The sequence below is a fragment of the Pelatocladus sp. BLCC-F211 genome, assembly GCF_041928655.1.
Classification (GTDB): Bacteria; Cyanobacteriota; Cyanobacteriia; order Cyanobacteriales; family Nostocaceae; genus Pelatocladus.
This window is the reverse complement of sequence record NZ_JBHFLM010000052.1, coordinates 1-17,186: the sequence shown is the minus strand read 5'-3', so window position 1 is coordinate 17,186 and position 17,186 is coordinate 1. Positions and strand designations below refer to the sequence as shown.

The window sequence follows — 17,186 nt, the reverse complement described above, 5'->3', positions numbered from 1 at the left end:
CCACGTCTTCCTGCTCCCTGCTCCCTGCTCCCTGATGCCCGCTACGGATTAGATATATCTTCTACCCACACAAGTTTATCGGCAAAAAAACTAATCTTGAGCGAGTTGTAGAATTTGCGATCAGCTGTGACAAGCTGACATTCTTCCGTAAAAGCAAGAGCTATATAAAAACAGTCATCTACAGTCTGTGCTAAATTATTAGCCATTTCTACAGCAGTTTCTAACAACAATGTTGAAGGATAAGTCTGCAACATCACTGTTTTAAAATTATGTATAATTCTGCGGCTTGTTTCTTGGGTAATTTCCCCTAGCTGAACTTTTTTCCACAAAATATGCCCAAACTCAGGTAGTAGTAAATCTGGGGCTAGTAATTCATAAGTTCCGTCCAAAAGACGAGCTGCTTTTTCGCTGTTAATCTCTGGTATGAACCATTTAACAGCCACAGTGGCATCAACAACGTAGCGATTCACTTATTTTTCTCCTTTCTGAGGAGTTCTGCACTGTCGGTATGGATATTACCTACTAATTGCAACCGCATTTGGAAAGCAGCTTCTCTCACCTTTGACATATTGACTTGCTTGCTTGAAGTTGCCTCACTTTGTACTGCCATCTCCAAGATGCGTTTGATTTCTGCTTGCAAAGAGTGACCGTGCTGTTTGGCAAGGATTTCTAGCTTTTCTAGGATGATGGGGTCTAGGTCTTCAACCAAGACTTGAGCCATAATTGACTTTTTATGAGTTTGTTATATGGATTAGCTTTTTGAGATTATAGCTTGCTGTGGCGAATGCCTTACCGATAATAGATACAAGAGTGTGTTTTCCGCGAATTTTCGGTAAAACCAAGCTTAGATTGTGAAGATTTTACTTGTGTGAGAATTAATGTAAGTATTTTGGGAGTTGCTTTGTGTGGCTTGGGCAAATGGCGATCGCTTGCAAAATGGCAAATACACCATTGAAAGAGAGTTGGGAAGAGGACGCTTTGGGATCACATATCTGGTCAAAAACAGGAATGGCGATCGCTTAGTTATTAAAACACTAAACGATGACTTGCTCAATTCCCTGAGTCAGTCGGAACGCGATCGCTTGGAGACGATGTTTTTGCGGGAGGGTTTAAAACTCACTCATTGTCAACATCAGCACATTGTGCAAGTTACAGACACCTTTAAGGAAGGAGAACATTCTTGTCTGGTAATGGAATATGTTGATGGAGTGAGTTTAGCTGATCGTCGCCAGCAAAGACTTTCAGAATCAGAAGCACTACGTTATATTCAACAAATTGGGGAAGCTTTGATAGTGGTGCATGAAAATCACCTGATTCATCGAGATGTGCGCCCAGGAAACATCATTTTGCGGGTGCGAGAAGGACAACCGGAAGCGGTGCTGATTGATTTTGGTTTAGCTTTAGACTTTGACCATATCTTAACCACAAACCGAACTAAGGAAACTTCCGAAGGATTTACACCGCCTGAGCTTTACGCTCAAAATACTCAAGCAAATGCCTATAGTGATATTTATTCTTTGGCAGCAACTTTATATGTGCTTCTCACCGGACAAACACCCGTCAGTGCGCTGAGACGTAAGATAGATAAGGCTCGTTTAGTTCCTCCAAAAGACATTAATGATCAGATTAGCGATCGCACCAACCGAGCAATTTTGACTGGTATGAAATTAGACCCCAAACAGCGATCGCAATCGATGCGGGAATGGCTCGATTTATTGGGATTGACTGGAGAAACTAACACACCTGTATCTACTATAACTTCTAGCACGAACGCAACGTGGGAGCGAAGAATTCAGATTTTGGGACTAGTATTTGCTGCGATCGCAGCGATCGGAGCGTTACTTTCGGGTATGGCTGATTGGATTAATAAACATGATTCCAAATCTCCGCCTACTAGTCCACCTTCACAGTCTCCCAGTCCGTCATCTACTAAGACACCGTAGATTTGAATGGCACTTACTTTAGCCCTCAACTAAAGCTGGGGCTAAAAGCTGAAGTTAGTTAAAGCTGACTGAAACACCTATCAATAGTGAGTTTTAATCTGCTTTATAAGGATTTAGCTCTGAGTTGGAAATTTATTTCACGGCTCTTAAGTAGATTTAGTTAAACTATTACTAGGGTGTTGGGATTAAAGTAATTTTTCTGATTTAGAGGTATTCATGCCTTGGGCAAAGGGACAACAATTGCAAAATGGTAAATATGTAATTGAAGAAGTCCTGGGACAAGGAGGATTTGGGATAACTTATAAAGCATTGCAAATTGAGTTAAATCGCCACGTTGTTATCAAAACACCAAATGAATATCTCAGTTATGACCCAGACTATCAAAAGTACATAGAACGATTTATTGAAGAAGGGCAAATACTAGCACGTCTATCTCAAGATCCCCATCCTCATATTGTGGGAGTTATTGAACTATTTCAGGAAGGTAATACTCACTGTTTAGTAATGGATTTTGTGCCGGGAGAAAATTTATTTGAAGCGGTGAGAAACAGGGGAGCGTTACCAGAAGCAGAGATTGTACATTGTATCCGCCAGATTGGGGAAGCCTTGTGTGTATTGCATCAAGCAGGATTAGTACACCGAGACGCCCACCCCGGAAATATTATGTTGCGGAAGAATGATAAAGCAGTTTTAATTGACTTTGGTATTGCCAAACAAATTATTCCCTTAACCTTGAGTTCAACAAATAGGGCAGGTAATGATGGATTTGCACCCTATGAGCAGAGAACTAGGGGAAGTCGGGAGCCAACAGTTGATATTTACTGCCTAGCTGCCACGCTCTATTATGCGGTGACAGGTCAGCGCCCTACAACTTCTTTGGCTCGTAAGCTAGATAATACACTCTTGACTCCACCCAAAGAAATTATTTCAAGTATCAGCGAACAGTTAAACCGAGCAATTCTCAAGGGTATGGCACTGGAGGCTGAAGACCGCCCTCAGTCAATGCAGTCATGGTTGGCAATGCTAGAAGTACCAAAACAAACTTCTCCACCGACTGTTGAACCAGTTCATAGAAAAGAAGTTGTTCGTCCTCCCGAAGCTAAGTCAGCGTCAAAGGCTACTCCAGGTCAAGCAGCTACTAAATCACCTAGAATTATTCCCTGGGGGTGGTTGGTTGGTGTATTGTTGAATTACCTATTCATAGGCTACTCCTTAGCCATGTCTAACGGTTCGTTAGGGGCTTGGGCTTGGGCTGGGGCTTGGGCTGGGGCTTGGGCTTGGGCTGTGGCTCTGGGTGGGGGTGTGGCTCTGGCTGGGGCTGGGAATGTGGCTGTGGCTCTGGCTGGGCGTGTGGCTGGGGGTGTGGCTGTGACTGTGGTTTGGGCTGTGGCTGTGGCTTTGGCTTTTGGGGGTGTGGCTGGGGTTGTGGCTGCGGCTGGGGCTATGGCTTGGGCTGTGGCTTGGGCTGTGGCTGCGGCTGCGGCTTGGAAAAAATTACTAGAATCCTTCAACAAGTTTCATACTTTTCTGATTTTAGCTGGCGTTTCCAGTTTGGGTTTGGGTTTGGGATGGATAGGACACTGGGTATTTAACACGCGCTCATAGCTTGTTCAAGCTCCAGAAGATAATTGAACAAAGTTGTATTGGATAGAGAAGCGATCAATCACACCTTTAATCCAAACACCAAAAATGTTAAGTTTCCGGTTCCACACCCAATACGGTTCAGATAAGACAAATCGATCTACATTAAACCCTGTAGAGACGTTGCAGTGCAACGTCTCTACATGCCCAAAATTATGACGAAAAATTCTTAACCGAACCGTATTGAGTGAAAAACTTGATTCTTGGTGTCTTAGTGTCTTGGTGGTTAATTCTTCATCCCTATTTTACGTAACGCCGAGCAAAACACTAAGCTTCCGGTTCCACACCGAGAGCGCGCAATTGTTCAGCCAAACGATCTGCTCGTTGACGTTCTTGTTCTGCTCGTTGAAATTCTTGTTCTGCTCGTTGAGATTCTTGTTCTGCTCGTTGAGATTCTTGTTCGGCTCTTTCCTCACCAGTCAACAACAAATTACCTTGCAAATCCCACCAGCGCAGCCAAGGTAATTCCATATTTTGGTATTCTCCGTGCCAAATGCCTAACTCGACTCCTAAAGGAATTATGGAATAATGTCCCCGTTCATTTGCTTCTAATAACTCATATTGTCCACCAATTAATTCATAAACTTCCACGCTGGCTTTATTTACTTCATAAATGCCATAAAAAGGAGGACGAATCACCTGCTCATAAATCCAAAATTTACCCTTCCAAGGATTTTTGTCTCGTTCCTCACTACCATCTCCAGAGACAAATTCTAATACAATCAACGGGGCGATAAACTCTTGCCACAGCACATAAGACCTCCGCGTTTGTCCATCTAGCAAGGGCGGTACATTCCCTACAAAAAACCAATCCGGTGCTTCTGCGCCTTTTTCTGGGGGGTCAGTCATCCGCCAGTAGATCCCACAATCTTGACCAATACAGTATTGCCCATCAGGATGACGTTTTTGCAATATTGGTTTGATAGAGTCGGTTAATAGAATGCTTTGGGGATGTTCCTGGAAGTTTTTCACAAATGTACCGTCGGATTCCGGTAATTGCGTGTGATCGGGGAAAGGGGTGAGGGTGTTGGGTGGATTGGTTGCAGAGGTCATAAGGCTACCTTTGCAGGAGTAAGGGTTGTTTTTTAGTTTATCAAAAGCGATTGACGGACGGTAATGTATCTGTAAGTCTTCAAGTGATAGTACTTCAAGCTGTTCTCTTGATAGCATAATAATTGTCTACTCTTGATAGTGGACTTAGTAGGAATTGCGATGAGAACTGGAGATTAAAGATGACAGAAGCATCACAACGTAAAAAAGTGATTGTTGTTGGTGCAGGTTGGGCTGGGTTAGGTGCAACCTATCACCTAGCAAAACAAGGTTACGATGTGACTCTTCTCGAAGCAGGTTCTTACCCTGGTGGGCTTGTTGCTGGTTGGAAAACGCCAGGAGGACGTTCAGTAGAAGCAGGAATTCACGGTTTTTGGTATCCTTACAGAAATATCTTTGCCCTTATTCATAAATTAGGAATTAACCCCTTTACCACTTGGACTCGTTCGTCCCAATATTCACCCGCAGGTTTAGAAGTTGAATCACCAATTTTTCAAAACTTACCCCAACTTCCCACACCTCTGGGAACTTTTATCTATACTCACTTTAAACGGCTACCATTAATTGACCGCCTCAGCGCCTTACCTTTACTTTACGCTGTCATTGATTTTGATCATTCTGATGCAGCTTGGCGAAGATATGATTTTGTGACGGCGCGAGAATTATTCAAAGATTTTGGTGTTTCTGCACGACTTTACAGCGAATCCTTTGAACCAATGTTATTGGTAGGCTTGTTTGCGCCTGGTGAACAATGTTCCGCAGCAGCAGCTTTAGGGATGCTTTACTATTTTATTCTGGCGCATCAACCTGATTTTGATGTGGTTTGGTGTCGGGGAACTGTAGGAGAAAAAATATTTCGCCCTTGGATACAATACATTGAAAAATTAGGGGGAAAATTCCTCACTAATAAACGTGTGACTGACTTAATTATCGATAGTAATAATCAAGCGACAGGTGTAGTTTGCGGGGAAGAAGTGTTTGATGCTGATGCAATAATTTTTGCTGTCGGTGTCACTGGGATGAAAAAGATTGTTTCTAGTAGTAGCAGTTTGCAAACTCGTACAGAATTCCGCAATTTAAATAACTTAGGGGCGATTGATGTTTTAGCAACTCGTCTTTGGTTTGACCGTAAAATTACAATTCCTCGTCCTTCTAATGCTTGTTTTGGCTTTGATCAAACTACAGGTTGGACATTTTTTGATTTGAACGCTCTACACGATGAATATCAACATGAACCGGGGACAGTTGTAGAAGTTGATTTTTATCATGCTAATCAGTTTATTCCCCTAGAAGATCAAGAAATCATACCGATAGTACAGCGTTATTTAGCAACTTGTATACCCGAATTTCACCAAGCAAAAGTAATTGATAGCAGCGTTATTCGTTTACCACAGGCGGTTACTCACTTTGCACCTGGTAGCTATCGCCATATGCTACCAGCCAAAACTAGCGTGAAAAACGTATTTATGAGTGGTGATTGGATTGTTAATCGCCACGGTTCTTGGTCTCAAGAAAAAGCTTACGTCACAGGTTTAGAAGCAGCAAATTTAGTAATTTCTCACTTGGGTGAGGGTACGCCAGCACAAATTATATCAGTAGAAGCTGATGAACCTCACATTCAATTAGCAAGGACAGTGAATAGAACTGTACATCATGTTAGTAAGTCTATCTTACCTAATTTTTGGCTACCTTGACACTCTATAGCAATCTGACTTTTCACTTTTATTTGAAAAGTCAGGATAAGGTGGGCAAAATACCCACCTCAGTTATTAAAGGACTACCGACGCCGCACATTTAAGCTATCAAGCCCTTGCTTGATCCAACTCAGACATTCATATTCTGATGTGAATATTTTGGGTGCTGCAATGTTATTCAATGAGTCTGGTGGATAGTGATCGTAAAAAGATTTACCTTCTTGTCGATAAACAATTACGAGGCTATTACGGTAAACATAGCGGTTTTTAAAGTAATCACCCTCGCTGACAAATTCTGAGTTTTGGTCTATATGTTCTTTGGCAATCTCCAGGATGTTACTGACACTGCTGCCATATATTTTCGCTGGATTTTCTACTTTGTGGAATTGACTTTTATAACCAATTGCTGACAACAATTTATACGAATAAATTTCGTAATTATCCGCTTTTCCAAAAACAAAAGGAATGATTAAATATCCCTTGTAAGAAAATGCGTGTTCGTAAAGTAGACGACCCATCTTTACCTCCTATATTGTCACTTTGCTAGAAAGTCTCCTCACTTTTAACCACAACAATAATTATCCCTCTTTTTGCAAATGATTCTGAGTTAGTTCACAGAAAATGAGGGCGATCGCTCTTTATATTTTATCTACCGAACTCAGCTTACCAATCATTTCTTGGTGATTTTGTCAGGAAGATTTTTCAAGCGCGATCGCTAATAATATCATTGGCTGAATGTTGCAAGTATGATGGGTGATACCCATCATCCCAACTTTGATTGAATATGAACTTTTAAATTTGAGATACCAAAATGTAACAATATTAACAATTATGTTCTTTCATCGATTTTAAATAATATAAGCTATCAAAATTTTCTATAAATTTAGATACTAAACAAAAACTAAAGCAGAGACGCGATCGCTCACATCTCTGCTTATTTATTTGCTTAAATCCTAAAATTAAGAAGCTTTTGCATGTTTATAATTTGCATCCATCCAACAACGAGGTAGATTTTCACCAGAAGGAAAAACGAGATTTTCCTTTTTATAAGATTCTGGTGACTGTTCTTCTTGACCTTCTTGATCTCTAGCTTGAATACTATCAATACTAGGGTCAATTAACTCTTGAACATCAAGGATTTTCAACAATTCACCACTATCTTTAAGCTGTAGCAACATAATAAATAACCCTCATAAATCTAGATTGCTTCAATAAGGAATCAAAAAAAAGCATAAAAAAACTATGTACCAGTCCTGTTTCTCAAGCTTTAGCAAATACATTTGCTACTAGAGTTAACTTCTAAATAGACAGATACGCAGTTATAGTTTCTCTTTCACAAAGAGAATGATTGAGTATTAAGTCAAGTAAAATTTAAGCTACTTAACACAAAATCACAAAATATTACATTTCGCGTTGGAATTTTTCTAATATATCTACCAAATTTACCTGACATTGCAGAGGTAATAAATCAATCAGAGGAACTTCCCTTCTACCACCACCAATTTTGACAGGAATAGATTCTAGAACTTTGATCACATCCTCTTCATCTACTGGCTTATTCGCAGTAATTATGGGGTAGACTTGTTCTGCAACGATAGTATGTAACTTGGCGTTTGATAGATATAAATGCCATTTAGCAATATCGATGTAAACGTTTTCGCCAATTTCATTTGCTAGGGCTTCCAGTAATTCTGTGGTGTTAGTCTTTGTCATAAAAATAACCCTAAGGAACGGAAGCGAATTTATAAACTATTACTATTATCGCTCAATTCCCAAAAGACTCTACAGCCACAAGTTACAATTGCCCCAGCTTGATCAGTCCGTCTTCAGGTGGATTTAGACGGGATTTCAGAATAATTAGCGATCGCCACAATATAAATCAAGTGAACCAACAATACCACTGACCAGCCAGCTGTCACCCAAGGTAGCCATTCCCAGGTAGTTTTTAAGAAATTGTGAAAAAACCACAACCCTGAATTACACGCTGCAAATATTGCCACATGGACAGCAAAATTCATCCGGTCATCTAGCTTGCGGTAAGCTGGGTCTTTGCGATCAGGTTTACGAGGCCAGCGAGGAGGCATATACTTTGTTACAGATTTTAATAAAATTTGCTTTCTGACCCATTTTAGGATTTTTTCGGCTGTTGTTACCGTCTGAGTGGAAAATAGGGAACGGGGAAATGGATGGTTGGGTTAGTCCTCGCTTGGGAATTCGCTTTGATACCACCCAGGGAGAGTTAGTAATTTACCGTCCAGACGGACAAAAATTTTTAACATGATCCTGATAACTTGCCATAGGCTAAGATTACCGATGGTTGGTGAAAATCTGTCGTCAGTATGGCATTTCTCAATATTTTGGAGCAAAGAAAAATAGGACTGACAGCACAATATGGTTGTGAATTATCCTGTCAATCCTGTTATACATTATTTTCTAGCAGTGTTTGTGCAACAACCAAAAATATCAACAGCTAATTAATTGGCTAATTAACTCGCTAATTAATTTGGGTTAAAGTTAACTTGATTGAGATTGTAATTGCTGTTGAGTTTGTCGATCATACTGATCGCCTATTGCCTGAGTTTCTTGTCCCCCTAAATTAACGGTGACAACTTTATTTTTTTCTTCCTCAGCTTTCGGCATGGTCAAACACAAAACACCGTTCTTAAATTCTGCTTGTACTTGATCGTTTTGAATTCTACTAGGTAAAGGAATCATGCGTTGGAAACGACCATAGCGGAATTCCGAACGTCTCATCCCTTTTTCTTCGGTTGTAGTTTCAGATTTGCGTTCACCACTGATAGAAACAGCTTCAGCAGTAACTTTTACATCCAAGTCTTTAGCCTCTACACCAGGAAGTTCTACCCGCAGTTCGATATTATCAGGATTTTCGTGCATTTCAGCTAGTGGCATAAAAGCAAAACTAGCCATTTCCTCACCATCATCACTAGTAGTGATCATGCGATCAAACAGGCGATTCATTTCGCGTTGCAGGCTAGAAATTTCCCGGAAAGGATCGTAACGGTTAATTTGCCGGAAAGGGTCCCAACGTATTAATGCCATATTTCAGCCCTCCGATTCTATCTCAGGCAAGAAGTATTAATACCAATTCTTCGTGAAGCTGCTCCCGAATTTTACCCCTCCCCCAACCCCTCCCCGCTTGCGCTTAGGGGTGGCGAAGCCGGGGTGAGGTCTTTGTATGCGTCTTCATATAGAATTGGTATAACCTCTTACTATTAATTGTAAACTATCAAGAGTAAAAATTTGCCTCATCAGCCAAATGGATGACCTTTTATTTTTTATTTTTTATTTCTTATAAAGTCTATTCTTGTTGGCAATAATCTCCTGATTTGCCGCCAGTTTTACTTATTAATTGAATTGATTCAATTTGAATCGATTTTTCTAAAGCTTTTGCCATATCATAAAGGGTAAGAGCAGCAACAGAAACAGCTGTCAGGGCTTCCATCTCTACACCAGTTTCAGCTTTGGTTTTAACTGTTGCCTGAATTTGATAACCAGGTAATTGTGGGTCTGGTGTGATGAGTACTTCTATTTTGTGCAAAGGCAAAGGATGGCATAGAGGAATCAAGTTAGCTGTCTGTTTAGCAGCTAGAATTCCTGCTAGTCTTGCTGTTGCTAACACATCTCCTTTAGGGGCGTTTCCTGCTTGGATAGCAGCAAAGGTTGCGCTTAACATTCGCACTCTTGCAGCTGCTGTTGCTTGGCGGACTGTGGATGGTTTCTCTGACACATCTACCATTTGGGCTTGCCCTTGGTGATCTAGGTGGGTCAGATCAACAGAAGCAGTTTGAAAATTATCTTGCGTCATTTAATTTCATGTGTTACTATTAGATCCTGTGACCGCAAGGGCGTGTAGCTCAGTGGACTAGAGCACGTGGCTACGGACCACGGTGTCGGGGGTTCGAATCCCTCCTCGCCCGTTTATAAATTGTAAAATTACAAATTAAAAATGAGGAAACTGCATTCTTCTTTTTTAATTTGTAATTTGTAATATTTAATCCTGAATTGTATTTAAGGCATAATAATCTTGACCACGACCAAGGGCGAAACGTAGGGAAGTGGGAAGAGTTTTACTAGATTGGGTAAGAAAAACAATCATACCAACTACGGTTAATGCTGCTGTGAAACCGAAGCTAATACGGTATCCCACTTGTTCAGCAGCAAAACCCACAATTGGGCCTGCGATCGCAATCCCAAAATCAAATCCAGCTATACATATGGCAAAAATACGTCCCCTTTCTTGAGGAAGGGAACGATCAGCCATGAGTGTTGCAATCATCGGAATTAGTGTACCGCCTCCAATACCTTCAATCAGGGCAGCGAGTAAGAAAGTACTGGTATTGTTAGCCAGATACATCAATACCATTGATAGAGAGTAAAAAACTAAACCAATAGTCACAAACAATCCTCGCCCCAGGCGATCGCTTGCCCTACCAGTAAATACCCTACCACTAAAGCTAGAAATTGCCGAAGCTGTATAAAATAACCCAGGATTTAAGTCAACCTGAGTAGATTTGATATACAGTGGTGCAAAAGTATGCAAAGTTCCGACAGTCAAACCAACCATTAACATTACAAATGCTGGTACTCTCACCCTGGGACTAACCAACATTCGCCAAAAATTAGAATCGAGGTTTTTGGTTCGCTGCTTATCAACAGGTGGATTAACAATTGGTACAATACATAACACCCCTAACCCACCTAACGCCGCAGATAACAAAAACAACGCCGTATTTCCAGCCGCAGCTTGTAAATAACCACCTAAAGCTGGCCCCACTGCTAAACCAACCGGATTAACCAAACTCATGTAGCCAATAATCTCACCACGATTGCTAGCCGGGGCTAAATCTGCTACCAGCGCTATGTAAGCAGTGGCAAAAGCAGCGATACTAATGCCATGAAAAGCACGCAACACAATTAATAAAGGTATATATGTCGTGATTTCATAACCAAGGGGAGCGATCGCCACCACCACCATCCCAATCAGCAGTACAATTTTACGACCCCGCTCGTCTGCTAAACTTCCCAACCAAGGGCGAAATAACAGCAGCCCAATGGCAAAGCTACCCATTAAAACCCCAATTTGTTGCTTACTCGCCCCGATCTCTTCTAGATAAAGTGGTAGCGTTGGCAACAAAGAAGCCAAGCTAGACCAGAACAGTAAACCTGCTGTGAATAAAACCAGCAGGTTTCGTTGTAGTTGAGTATCAATTGGATTAAGTAATTTCACGGTAAATGCAAGTTAATTTAAGTCAATCGTCAAGAGTCAATTGTCAAGAGTCAATTGTCATAGAATTTAGACTTGGCATTATGGACTTGGAACTTTTAACTAACAATTATTGTTACATTACTTAATAATAGCTAATACTTCAGGATTCTGACAGATTGGTTGTTGGTTGGGCATTGAGCATGGGGCATGGATCAGTGATCAGTGATCAAATTAAACTGATAACTGATAACTGATAACTGATAACTGAGAAGTTGTCCCCCTTCCCAATTTTTAATTTTGAATTTTTAATTGTTTTGTCCCCGATCCCATTACTACTTCCCTGACTCGATAGATGGGACGCCCTTGGGATTCATGATAAGTACGCATTAGCAACTCTGCTAATAAACCAAAGCAGAATAACTGTACCCCTGTCACTAATAACAGAACAGCCAAAATTAACAAAGGGCGATCGCCAATATCTTGATGAAAAGCTAATTTTACCCAGGTCAAATAAACGCCGATCGCACCTCCTGAAAGCATAGAAATCAAGCCCCATAGCCCAAAAACATGCATTGGACGGGTGAGGAACTTTTTCATAAAGGCGATCGTGAACAAATCCATCATCACCCGAAAAGTCCGTGACAAACCGTACTTACTGCGACCAAACTTACGCGCGTGGTGACGTACAGCCATTTCGGTAATTCTTGCGCCTTCGATATACGCCAAAGCTGGTAAAAATCGATGCAGTTCTCCGTAGAGGTTCATATCTGCTACCAATTCTGCACGATAGGCTTTTAATGAACAACCATAATCATGTATATGTACACTAGTGATCTGCCGAATTAACCAGTTGGCAATTTTAGAGGGTAATAGTCTTGTCAAAGCTGCATCTTGGCGATTTAGCCGCCAACCACTAACCAAGTCGTAGCCTTCATCGAGTTTCGCCAACAACATCGGTATATCTGCTGGGTCGTTTTGTAAGTCGGCATCTAAAGTTACGACTGCTTTGCCATGTGCATAGTAAAATCCAGCCGCCATAGCCGCAGTTTGACCGTAGTTACGCCGCAGAATGACTGCTTTTAAATCATTGCGGATTTGTGCTTGTTCTTTCAGGAACTGCGCGGAACCATCGGTAGAACCGTCGTCCACACAGATAATTTCATAAGTAAGATTACTAGCATTTAAAGTAGAAGCGATCGCCTCCAGTAAATGAGGTAAACTTTCCACTTCATCACGCACCGGTACCACCACTGAAACATTGGGAACTGGTGAGGAAATCGCCTCATGTTGTCCAGCTACCCCATTAGAAACTAATCCACTCCTCATATTTTTTCTTTCAATCCTTTATGACTCTGCGGTTCGTAACTTTTCACCACTCTGCCAGCACCGCGTAGTTGCTGATAGTATGACTGACTCACCTCATCACCTTGTTCCGAGAGAATGTCAATCCCTATACCATTACGCCCTTTATCTTTACCAGAACTATGGATATAATAACCATCTCCTAAATAGAGTCCCACATGAGTAGCTTTTTGGGGAGTCCCAAAGAAGACTAAATCACCCGGTTTCACTAGTACAAGGTCAATTGATTGGGTAAAATCTTCCTGTTGATATGCATCTCTAGGTAAGCAAATACCCACCGAACGAAACGCCGCCTGCATCAACCCCGAACAGTCATAATTTGGCCCAACTGTACCACCCCAAAGATAATAATTAGGCTGTTGCATCGCTTTGTGAGTAAAAGCAATCACTTCTGGGAGCAATTTTTTGATTTCTGATTCGGAAAATGATTTAGCCTGATAAGGTACAGTTGCTGTTTGTAATAAAACCAAATCTGCAACTGACAACCAGCCTGGATAATCATCCTCACACAAACACACTTGTACAGATGTGCCAATAGCGCTGTCGCGCATGGCTTCGCTAAGGCGCGTTTCTACATCATTTTTTGATGTCACCCGCAAATGTCGCCCAGCCTGAGCTTGGGTAGCCAAGCGTGTACATTCTGGAGAATCATATATGTTCAGGTTAGTTAGACACTCATACTCACCTGATTCTAAATTTGCGATTTGGGATTTGAGATTTAGGGACATTCTGCAAACACAACAATGACTTTTTTTAATCAAGAAGAACAGCTAGAAAAGCTAGGTAATGGCATTTTAGAAGCAACTTGGACAAAATTTCCGACCTTAGACCGCAACCAAATTGCTTTGACTTGGATTGTCTACGATCCACCTGTGTTGGTAAATACTGGCGGTGCGCTGACTCCAGATGCTTTTTGGAACCATCCAGTCCGTGGTTTTATGTATCGAGGCTCAGAGCGAATTTATCCAGCCAGTGTAGTGAAGCTATTTTACTTGGTAGCAGCACAAGAATGGATAGAAAAAGGTATGGTTCAAACTTCTAGTGAGTTAGAAAGAGCCATACGTGATATGATTGTTGACTCTAGTAACGATGCTACTAGTTTGGTAGTAGATATACTGACAGGAACTACATCTGGTCCAGAATTACCACCAGGCCCATTTGAGACGTGGAAGCAACAGCGTCATATTGTGAATCGCTACTATCAATCCTTGGGTTGGCCAGAAATGGAAAGTATTAACGTCTGTCAAAAGACTTGGTGTGATGGGCCTTACGGACGTGAACGCGCTTTTTATGGACAGTTACTGGAAAATCGTAACATGTTAACAACTAATGCGATCGCCAGGTTGTTACATAGCATTATTGGTGGTGTGGCAGTATCTAGTATGCGATCGCAAGCAATGATGAGTCTACTCAAACGTAGTCTCAATCCTGATGATTTACCGAAAGATGTAGAAGAAGATCAAGTTACAGGCTTTTTAGGTGCTGGTCTTCCCCAAACAGCACAAATTTGGTCAAAGGCAGGTTGGACTAGTCAAGTCCGACATGATGCTGCGTATATAGAAATACCGAATTGTCATCCTTATCTTTTAGTGGTATTTACTGAAGGCAAAGCACACGCTCAAAATCGTGATATTTTACCTTTTGTTTCTCAGCGTATTGCCGAAGCACTCACCAGTTTAAATTAGAGAAAGATCATGGAAAAGGGAGGGAGATATTAAAAAACTGCTTCCCTCTTTCAAAGCAGTTTCGGCAATTTTACTCAGATTGATGTTCTTTTTTGTTAACTTTCTCTGACAAATGAGAAATGAAAATTGTTTTATACATAAAATTACGTAAAAATACTTTAAAATTTAAATTGTTCTGAAACAGCATAAATCCTTGCCTCCAACTTAATGATTAATCAATATTGGTCAATATTTAAGATATATGGATTTAGTTGATCGTCAGGAATGCCAATTAAGAAAGTTAAGTCAGCAGCTACAAAAGGAAATCAGCAAGTGCAAGTTACTTGAGCAAAGGCTAGAAACTTCTGAAGCTCAGATGCGTGCTGTGTTTGAAGCAATGACTGATGTGGTGCTTATGATCAATCTGCACAACAATCAACTCGGAAGTATAAAAATTCTCCCAACAAAACCTAATCAAATATATACAGATGATACTGATGTAATTAGTCAGACGATAGAACAATTTTTTCATGAACAGACTGCTCAGATATGGCTAGAAAAAGTTAAACAAGCTGTAGAAGTACAGCAAACACTTTATTTTGATTACTATTTGTGTCGGCAGGAGCATAAAGTTTGGTTTAGTGCTAGTATTTCCCCGACATCAGACCAATCGGTTCTTTGGGTAGCACGAGATATCAGCGATCGCAAGCAAGCTGAAATCGAATTACAACATGCAAAAGAAGCAGCCGAAGCAGCCAATAAAGCCAAAAGCCAGTTTTTGGCTGCAATGAGTCATGAACTCCGCACTCCCCTCAACAGTATTTTAGGTTTTTCTCAAATCATGTATGACGATACTTCCTGCATCGGTGAAAACCGGGAGTATCTTGAGATTATTAACAAAAGTGGTCAACACCTGCTGCAACTAATTAACGATGTCTTAGAAATGTCCAAAATTGAAGCAGGTAAAATAAAACTGAATGAAAAAAAATTAGATTTATATGGTTTGTTAGATAGCTTAGAGGATATGCTGCGCTTCAAAGCTACAGACAAAAAACTTACTCTCGTCTTTGAGCGATCGCCATCAGTACCACAATATATCATCACCGATGAAAGTAAACTGCGGCAAGTCCTGTTGAACTTATTGGGTAACGCGATCAAATTTACTCAAGCAGGAAGTGTGACTCTACGCGTGAGAATGGGACACGAGGGACAAGGAGCACAAGGGAGACAAGGGAGAAATTTCTTCCAATGCCCAATGCCTAATTCCCAATCCCCGATCCCTGATCCCCGATCCCTTACTTTCGAGGTGGAAGATACTGGTTCTGGTATTGCTTCAGAAGAAATCAACAATTTATTTGAAGCTTTTGTCCAAACCGATACTGGTAGGCGATCGCAAGAAGGGACAGGTTTAGGGCTAGCAATTAGTCGCAAGTTTGTACAGTTAATGGGTGGAGATATTACTGTCAACAGTGTGCTAGAACAAGGAAGTTTATTTACATTCCATATTCAGATCAAGTTAGCAGAGATAAAACAGCAGCCAAAGGAGTTGTCAAGTCAACGGGTTAAGTGTTTAGCACCAGATCAACCGATTTATCGCTTGCTAATTGTGGAAGATAATCAAGATCATCGTCAGTTTCTCGTCAAACTTTTAAGACCCTTGGGTTTTGAAATACAACAAGCAGAAAATGGTCAACAAAGCATAGCTATGTGGGAAAGCTGGCATCCCCACATTATATTCATGGATATGCAGATGCCAATTATGGATGGTTATGAAGCTACCAAGGAAATTAAAGGGAGGGAGCAATCTAAATCGGGTGTTGGGGAGAACCATCACATCAACACCCCATCTCGTACCAAAATTATTGCCCTCACGGCCTATGCTTTTGAGGAACAGCGACAAGCAATGATCTCTGCTGGTTGTGATGACTTTATCAGCAAACCATTTCGCGAAGAAGAAATTTTTGCTCACCTCGCAAAACACTTAGGCGTACGCTACATTTACTTGGAACCAGGTATAGTTGACCAAAATAATTTTGTGCAATCTAGAAAGTTAACTCCTGAAGACCTAAAAGTAATGCCAGATACATGGATACAAAAACTACGTACAGCAGCTAAAGAATGTAACGATGAAAGTATTTTTCAACTTTTGGCTAAAATTCCCAGACAATATCCAACTTTAATTGAATTTCTAACGCAAATTACTTATAATTTTCGCTTTGACGAAATTATAGAAATAACTGAGTTTTTGATCACATAGAAACTCGAATGAATTTTACATTTCCAAGATAATTGATAATAATTAAACCGTATTTATATCAATGCGGTAGACCTTACATCTGATATTTTGGTGTTTAATCAATACTGCTCAGTTAAGAATTTTTCGTCATAATTTTGGTCATGTAGAGACGTTGCACTGCAACGTCTCTACAGAGTATCAATGTCAATATATTTGTTTTATCCAAGCAGAAATGTAGGTTGGGTTGAGTGCAAGCGAAACCCAACAAAGCCTTGATAATGTTGGGTTTAGTTCCTCAACCCAACCTACGCTAGTTTTAGTTTTTAGCCTTAACTGAACCGTATTGGGACAAGGAGGACAAGGGGAAAT

17 protein-coding genes, 1 tRNA gene and 1 pseudogene are annotated in these 17,186 nt (G+C 40.8%); 7 read left to right on the top strand and 12 right to left on the bottom strand.

All coding sequences use genetic code 11. The features are described from left to right. Positions 1–41: 41 nt before the first annotated feature. Both ACE1AT_RS05700 and ACE1AT_RS05695 read right to left on the bottom strand, forming a co-directional pair. On the bottom strand, positions 42–470 hold the full coding sequence (locus tag ACE1AT_RS05700; RefSeq protein ID WP_374866319.1) for a type II toxin-antitoxin system VapC family toxin: 429 nt from the start codon (positions 468–470) through the stop codon (positions 42–44). Next, positions 467–721 carry a hypothetical protein gene (locus ACE1AT_RS05695; RefSeq protein WP_374866318.1) on the bottom strand — a complete coding sequence of 85 codons (255 nt, stop codon included), beginning with the start codon at positions 719–721 and terminating at the stop codon, positions 467–469. Before ACE1AT_RS05695 ends, ACE1AT_RS05700 begins: the two co-directional genes overlap by 4 nt. A 184-nt stretch (positions 722–905) precedes the next feature. Here ACE1AT_RS05695 and ACE1AT_RS05690 point away from each other — a divergent pair, with 184 nt between their 5' ends. Then, on the top strand, positions 906–1,943 hold the full coding sequence (locus ACE1AT_RS05690; RefSeq protein WP_374866317.1) for a serine/threonine protein kinase: 1,038 nt from the start codon (positions 906–908) through the stop codon (positions 1,941–1,943). A gap of 216 nt (positions 1,944–2,159) precedes the next feature. Further along, a complete protein-coding gene (locus ACE1AT_RS05685; RefSeq protein WP_374866316.1) occupies positions 2,160–3,548 on the top strand; it encodes a serine/threonine protein kinase in 1,389 nt (462 codons plus the stop codon). A 303-nt stretch (positions 3,549–3,851) separates the two neighbouring features. Here the strand turns inward: ACE1AT_RS05685 and ACE1AT_RS05680 are convergent, their stop codons facing one another. After that, complete coding sequence (locus ACE1AT_RS05680; RefSeq protein ID WP_374866315.1) at positions 3,852–4,637, bottom strand: Uma2 family endonuclease; 786 nt, start codon at positions 4,635–4,637, stop codon at positions 3,852–3,854. 179 nt (positions 4,638–4,816) lie between these two features. Between ACE1AT_RS05680 and ACE1AT_RS05675 the strand changes: the two genes are divergently transcribed. Continuing rightward, positions 4,817–6,328 carry an FAD-dependent oxidoreductase gene (locus ACE1AT_RS05675; protein WP_374866314.1) on the top strand — a complete coding sequence of 504 codons (1,512 nt, stop codon included), beginning with the start codon at positions 4,817–4,819 and terminating at the stop codon, positions 6,326–6,328. Positions 6,329–6,411: 83 nt separating this feature from the next. Here ACE1AT_RS05675 and ACE1AT_RS05670 read toward each other — a convergent pair whose 3' ends face one another. The 4 genes from ACE1AT_RS05670 to ACE1AT_RS05655 all read right to left on the bottom strand — a co-directional run bounded on the left by ACE1AT_RS05670 (position 6,412) and on the right by ACE1AT_RS05655 (position 8,412). Beyond that, positions 6,412–6,846: a hypothetical protein gene (locus tag ACE1AT_RS05670; protein WP_374866313.1), complete on the bottom strand. Its 435-nt coding sequence runs from the start codon at positions 6,844–6,846 to the stop codon at positions 6,412–6,414. Positions 6,847–7,287: 441 nt separating this feature from the next. Next, a complete protein-coding gene (locus ACE1AT_RS05665; protein WP_016861275.1) occupies positions 7,288–7,506 on the bottom strand; it encodes a hypothetical protein in 219 nt (72 codons plus the stop codon). Positions 7,507–7,729: 223 nt separating this feature from the next. Continuing rightward, positions 7,730–8,041 (bottom strand): DUF3181 family protein, encoded by a 312-nt coding sequence (locus ACE1AT_RS05660; RefSeq protein WP_374866312.1) that lies wholly within the window; start codon positions 8,039–8,041, stop codon positions 7,730–7,732. A gap of 113 nt (positions 8,042–8,154) precedes the next feature. Continuing rightward, the gene (locus tag ACE1AT_RS05655) at positions 8,155–8,412 is read right to left on the bottom strand and encodes a 2TM domain-containing protein (RefSeq protein WP_374866311.1); all 258 of its coding nucleotides are present in this window, start codon (positions 8,410–8,412) and stop codon (positions 8,155–8,157) included. 95 nt (positions 8,413–8,507) lie between these two features. On the opposite strand from ACE1AT_RS05655, the pseudogene ACE1AT_RS05650 reads away from it, so the two are divergent. Next, positions 8,508–8,606, top strand: a pseudogene (locus tag ACE1AT_RS05650) (Uma2 family endonuclease); the annotation flags it as partial. A 236-nt stretch (positions 8,607–8,842) separates the two neighbouring features. On the opposite strand, the gene ACE1AT_RS05645 reads toward ACE1AT_RS05650, so the two are convergent. Beyond that, a complete protein-coding gene (locus ACE1AT_RS05645) occupies positions 8,843–9,388 on the bottom strand; it encodes an Hsp20/alpha crystallin family protein (protein ID WP_374866310.1) in 546 nt (181 codons plus the stop codon). 259 nt (positions 9,389–9,647) lie between these two features. Further along, positions 9,648–10,154 carry a cyclic pyranopterin monophosphate synthase MoaC gene (moaC, locus tag ACE1AT_RS05640; RefSeq protein WP_374866309.1) on the bottom strand — a complete coding sequence of 169 codons (507 nt, stop codon included), beginning with the start codon at positions 10,152–10,154 and terminating at the stop codon, positions 9,648–9,650. A 38-nt stretch (positions 10,155–10,192) separates the two neighbouring features. On the opposite strand from moaC, the gene ACE1AT_RS05635 reads away from it, so the two are divergent. After that, positions 10,193–10,266 (top strand) — tRNA-Arg (locus ACE1AT_RS05635). A 74-nt stretch (positions 10,267–10,340) separates the two neighbouring features. On the opposite strand, the gene ACE1AT_RS05630 is transcribed toward ACE1AT_RS05635, so the two are convergent. The 3 genes from ACE1AT_RS05630 to ACE1AT_RS05620 form a co-directional block, all read right to left on the bottom strand. After that, the gene (locus ACE1AT_RS05630; RefSeq protein WP_374866308.1) at positions 10,341–11,576 is read right to left on the bottom strand and encodes an MFS transporter; all 1,236 of its coding nucleotides are present in this window, start codon (positions 11,574–11,576) and stop codon (positions 10,341–10,343) included. Between the two features lie 270 nt (positions 11,577–11,846). Next, positions 11,847–12,881 (bottom strand): glycosyltransferase family 2 protein, encoded by a 1,035-nt coding sequence (locus tag ACE1AT_RS05625; protein WP_374866307.1) that lies wholly within the window; start codon positions 12,879–12,881, stop codon positions 11,847–11,849. Continuing rightward, positions 12,878–13,645, bottom strand: coding sequence for an NlpC/P60 family protein (locus ACE1AT_RS05620; protein ID WP_374866306.1), 768 nt, complete (start codon positions 13,643–13,645; stop codon positions 12,878–12,880). Before ACE1AT_RS05620 ends, ACE1AT_RS05625 begins: the two co-directional genes overlap by 4 nt. 15 nt (positions 13,646–13,660) lie before the next feature. Here ACE1AT_RS05620 and ACE1AT_RS05615 point away from each other — a divergent pair, with 15 nt between their 5' ends. Together ACE1AT_RS05615 and ACE1AT_RS05610 are read left to right on the top strand one after the other, a co-directional pair. Then, positions 13,661–14,602, top strand: coding sequence for a serine hydrolase (locus ACE1AT_RS05615; protein WP_374866305.1), 942 nt, complete (start codon positions 13,661–13,663; stop codon positions 14,600–14,602). Positions 14,603–14,843: 241 nt separating this feature from the next. Further along, positions 14,844–16,838, top strand: a complete 1,995-nt coding sequence (locus tag ACE1AT_RS05610; protein WP_374866304.1) for an ATP-binding protein — start codon at positions 14,844–14,846, stop codon at positions 16,836–16,838. The last annotated feature ends 348 nt before the right edge of the window (positions 16,839–17,186 follow it).

Coding starts and splice junctions, on each gene's coding strand:
- ACE1AT_RS05695 (WP_374866318.1), bottom strand. CDS start 721: ATGGCTCAAGTCTTGGTTGAAGACCTAGACCCCATCATCCTAGAAAAG.
- ACE1AT_RS05685 (WP_374866316.1), top strand. CDS start 2,160: ATGCCTTGGGCAAAGGGACAACAATTGCAAAATGGTAAATATGTAATT.
- ACE1AT_RS05680 (WP_374866315.1), bottom strand. CDS start 4,637: ATGACCTCTGCAACCAATCCACCCAACACCCTCACCCCTTTCCCCGAT.
- ACE1AT_RS05675 (WP_374866314.1), top strand. CDS start 4,817: ATGACAGAAGCATCACAACGTAAAAAAGTGATTGTTGTTGGTGCAGGT.
- ACE1AT_RS05670 (WP_374866313.1), bottom strand. CDS start 6,846: ATGGGTCGTCTACTTTACGAACACGCATTTTCTTACAAGGGATATTTA.
- ACE1AT_RS05665 (WP_016861275.1), bottom strand. CDS start 7,506: ATGTTGCTACAGCTTAAAGATAGTGGTGAATTGTTGAAAATCCTTGAT.
- ACE1AT_RS05660 (WP_374866312.1), bottom strand. CDS start 8,041: ATGACAAAGACTAACACCACAGAATTACTGGAAGCCCTAGCAAATGAA.
- ACE1AT_RS05655 (WP_374866311.1), bottom strand. CDS start 8,412: ATGCCTCCTCGCTGGCCTCGTAAACCTGATCGCAAAGACCCAGCTTAC.
- ACE1AT_RS05645 (WP_374866310.1), bottom strand. CDS start 9,388: ATGGCATTAATACGTTGGGACCCTTTCCGGCAAATTAACCGTTACGAT.
- moaC (WP_374866309.1), bottom strand. CDS start 10,154: ATGACGCAAGATAATTTTCAAACTGCTTCTGTTGATCTGACCCACCTA.
- ACE1AT_RS05625 (WP_374866307.1), bottom strand. CDS start 12,881: ATGAGGAGTGGATTAGTTTCTAATGGGGTAGCTGGACAACATGAGGCG.
- ACE1AT_RS05620 (WP_374866306.1), bottom strand. CDS start 13,645: ATGTCCCTAAATCTCAAATCCCAAATCGCAAATTTAGAATCAGGTGAG.
- ACE1AT_RS05615 (WP_374866305.1), top strand. CDS start 13,661: ATGACTTTTTTTAATCAAGAAGAACAGCTAGAAAAGCTAGGTAATGGC.
- ACE1AT_RS05610 (WP_374866304.1), top strand. CDS start 14,844: ATGGATTTAGTTGATCGTCAGGAATGCCAATTAAGAAAGTTAAGTCAG.